This is a genomic window from Chrysanthemum yellows phytoplasma (assembly GCF_000803325.1).
Classification (GTDB): Bacteria; Bacillota_I; Bacilli_A; order Acholeplasmatales; family Acholeplasmataceae; genus Phytoplasma; species Phytoplasma asteris.
The window spans coordinates 1-3,387 of record NZ_JSWH01000089.1; the positions used below are offsets into that span (position 1 = coordinate 1).

Here is a 3,387-nt window from a genome sequence, read left to right on the forward strand (position 1 = left end):
AGAAAGCTACCATTTGGTAGTTTTCTATTTTTATAAGTTTGGTGAATAAAAAAATATTTAAATAAATTAATTTAACAGTTTTGCAAGGTATTTTAAAGGCAAAAAATTTATTTATTAAATAAGTTTATTTAAGCATTTTTTTTATGTTATATTATAGTTAATGGTAAATTAAATTTGTTATATAAAAAAATAAAAGTAAAGGATTTATGGTATCTCGTTTATGCAAGACAGCAATATTATTGGATATATACGAAAAAATAAAAAACACATTCTAAGATTTAATTTAATTCATATTTGCTTTTGGTCGTGGGTATTAATGCATCTTTATGTTTTTGGGGTCTTTGAAAAAAAAGTAACTAATGATAATACAAGTGACAAAACAGATACTTTAGTTTTAGGAACTATTAATATTATGCCTCCTTTAGCTTTTGATGGTAAGGAAGGTGTTGGAGGTAGTTTAAAAACTGTAGATGGACAATATGTTAACGGTTCTGATGTTTTATTTTGTAAAGCTTTAGCAGATAAACTAGGTTATAAATTAGATATTAAAGTTTATAGTAGTTTTACAGGAGTACTAAATGCTCTAACAAGTGGACAAGTAGATTTTATAATTGGTTCTATGAATAATACTCCTAGACGTAATGAAGTTGTTAAAGGAATTGATTATTTAAAAGCAACAGCAAGTATTTTAATTAAAAAGAATAAAAAAGAATTTTTTCAAAAATTTAAATTACCCAATCAAGAATTGATAACTTTAAAAAACAATAATGTTGAATTACAAGACAATGAAAAAATAAAATTAATGCTTATGGAAGGGGCTGTTTTTCATATACAAATAGAAAAAGACCATCTAATAAACCATAAAAATAATTTTAAATATGAAGGTACTGAAGCAGACCCCAAAGTACTAACTAATCCAGATTCTGCTGTTTGTGTTAATGCAGTTAAAGATGGCATAGTAGATGGTTTTATTACTGATACTCCAGTTGCTCAAGGTATTGCTAATAGTGATACAACAGGCGAACTTACCACTTTAGAATTTGTAGATAATGAATTTGCAGAACCTGCCTTTGAGCCTTTTGGTTTTTTCATTAGACAAGCACAACACAATCCTAAAGTATCAGAAGAAAAATTCCAACAAGCTGTTAAAGCTGTTTATGAAAGTTCTTATCAGTCAGAACAAACAAAATATTATAATGAGAATTTTTTAAAACCAGCTACCCAAGATTATATACAAATAAAACAATCAAATAATTCTAATGGTGATAAAAAAACTGAAATTACTTTTTGGCAAAAAGTTTGGAAAACATTACCAACTTATAAAAAACCGTTTGTTTTTTCTTTTATGGTGGCTATTGATAGTGTTATTGTAGGATTTTTAATTACTTTGCTTTTTGTTAAAATTAAGATTTATGCAGAAAAACAAAATAAAAAAAATAATTCTTTATTAGCTTTTTATCTTTATAAAGGGCTATCTAAATTAATTGATGAGTTATTTATTTTTCTAAATGCTGTTCCTATTATGGTTCAAGCATTGTTATGTTGGAATTTATTATCCTTATTTGGTTATTTAAAAAATCCTCCTTATCCTTTTTTAGCTACTCCTTTTATTACTACTTTATTAGTTATTTCTCTAAATACTATTGCTAATTTAACTAATTTATTCATGCATAATATTAAAATGTTGGATAAAGGACAAATTGAGGCTGCTTATTCATTAGGAATGAATCAAAAACAAGTCTTTAAATATATTTTATTTGAACAAGGATTACAAAGAACTAAACCTTTTATTTGGCAACAATTTATTCTAAATATTAAAGATACTGCATTATTTTCTGTTGTTGGATTTATGGGCTTTATTTGGCAAGCAGATAGAAATAAAGTATTTGATTATGATCAAATTACTCCTTATTTTATTGTAAGTATCATTTATTTATTTTTAGTAAGAATGACAAATTATTTAGATAAAAAAACTAAAAAGAAAATGATATAATAAGAAAAAAGCATTTTTTAACATTTTAATAAATATTTATTTTACTTCTTTTATAAATTAAAATCAAAAAACCACCAAACAACCAAACAACCAAACCACACAACCAACAAAACAATTAACTTTTACTATTAAGAAAGTATTTAAAAATAAGGAGATATTAAAATTGAGAATTATACCTTATGAACTTTATCCTTATGCCTCTGATCTTGCTTTATGTGCTTTAAGAAAAGAATTTGGTATGTATGATCATTGTTTAAATACTTGCAAAAATAATAAAGCTATGCAACCGTTTTTAGATATGAAAAGAAATTATTTTTATTTATCATTTGATTTATGGGTATTAGAGATGCAACAAAGAAAGCATTATATTAATAGTTTTCATTTGTTTTATGCCAATAAACACAAATATTCCCTTATTAACACTGATTTTATCTTGATATTGGAGTGTTGTATTCAATGGGAAATAAAAGGATTTATGCCTTACAACACTTCTTTATCTTGGTTTTTGGTGGCATTAAAATGTTTAGAACAACAACAACAAGAAGCCAAATCCCAAACCAACCCCCACCCCAACTTTGTACCAACTCCATCCACTAATTATTATCTAGATTTTTGTATCTATCAAAAGTTATTATTGTGGTACAAACAAACCTTTATGCAAGCCAACGAAAAAGGGAACCTCAAACCTAAACAACTCAATATGGAAGAAGTAAAAAGCTATTTCCAAACACAATTAAAACGAATATAGACTTTCAAATAGCAACAATCCATCAATGGATTTTTTTTATTTTTAAGGTTTTTTATTTGTTTAAAGAAACGCAACGCAACAGTTAGACAACAGCAAAACGAACAAAACGCTTTTAGTGGTTCTCAAAGTTTTATTTAAAAATATACCATCTCCTTTTTGATCTTTTTTTAATAACAAATTTTTCATCGATATCCCAAAACATTTACAAAAAAATATAATTTTGCACAAAATTTAACAAAAGTATTTTTTTACTTGCCAAATCCTAAAATGTTTGTTATAATATTATAGTAATTATGTTGTGCGTTTTTGAAGCGCAATTTCGACAGACCAAATTTGCCGGAATTCAATCTTAAAACCATCCAAACATTTGCCATTTATTTTAGCAATTATTTTGCCAAATTTCAATTATTTTTTTAATTTTGAAAAAAAAGCAACAAAACATTTGCTATTTGTTTTTTTATGTGATATAATAAAAAAGGTATTGCGATTTTATTTGCTTTGAAAACATTTTTTGAAAGCAAAAACAACAACTTTTAATTATTTTTTAATTATTTGTAACTTGCTAAATTGCATATTTTGATTATTTATTCTTAATTTATTTTTTCACAAATTTTTACCAAAACTACCTTAATCTTTGAAAACTGAA

The 3,387-nt window shown here is 25.1% G+C and carries 2 protein-coding genes; both read left to right on the forward strand.

The features are described from left to right. Window positions 1–220: 220 nt before the first annotated feature. Window positions 221–1,993, forward strand: coding sequence for a transporter substrate-binding domain-containing protein (locus OL66_RS03610; RefSeq protein ID WP_052177938.1), 1,773 nt, complete (start codon window positions 221–223; stop codon window positions 1,991–1,993). 163 nt (window positions 1,994–2,156) lie between these two features. Beyond that, window positions 2,157–2,741, forward strand: coding sequence for a hypothetical protein (locus OL66_RS01590; protein ID WP_034172197.1), 585 nt, complete (start codon window positions 2,157–2,159; stop codon window positions 2,739–2,741). Window positions 2,742–3,387: the final 646 nt, after the last annotated feature.

Excerpts from the sequence above, each read along its gene's own strand:
- OL66_RS03610 (WP_052177938.1), top strand. The coding sequence starts at position 221 with ATGCAAGACAGCAATATTATTGGATATATACGAAAAAATAAAAAACAC.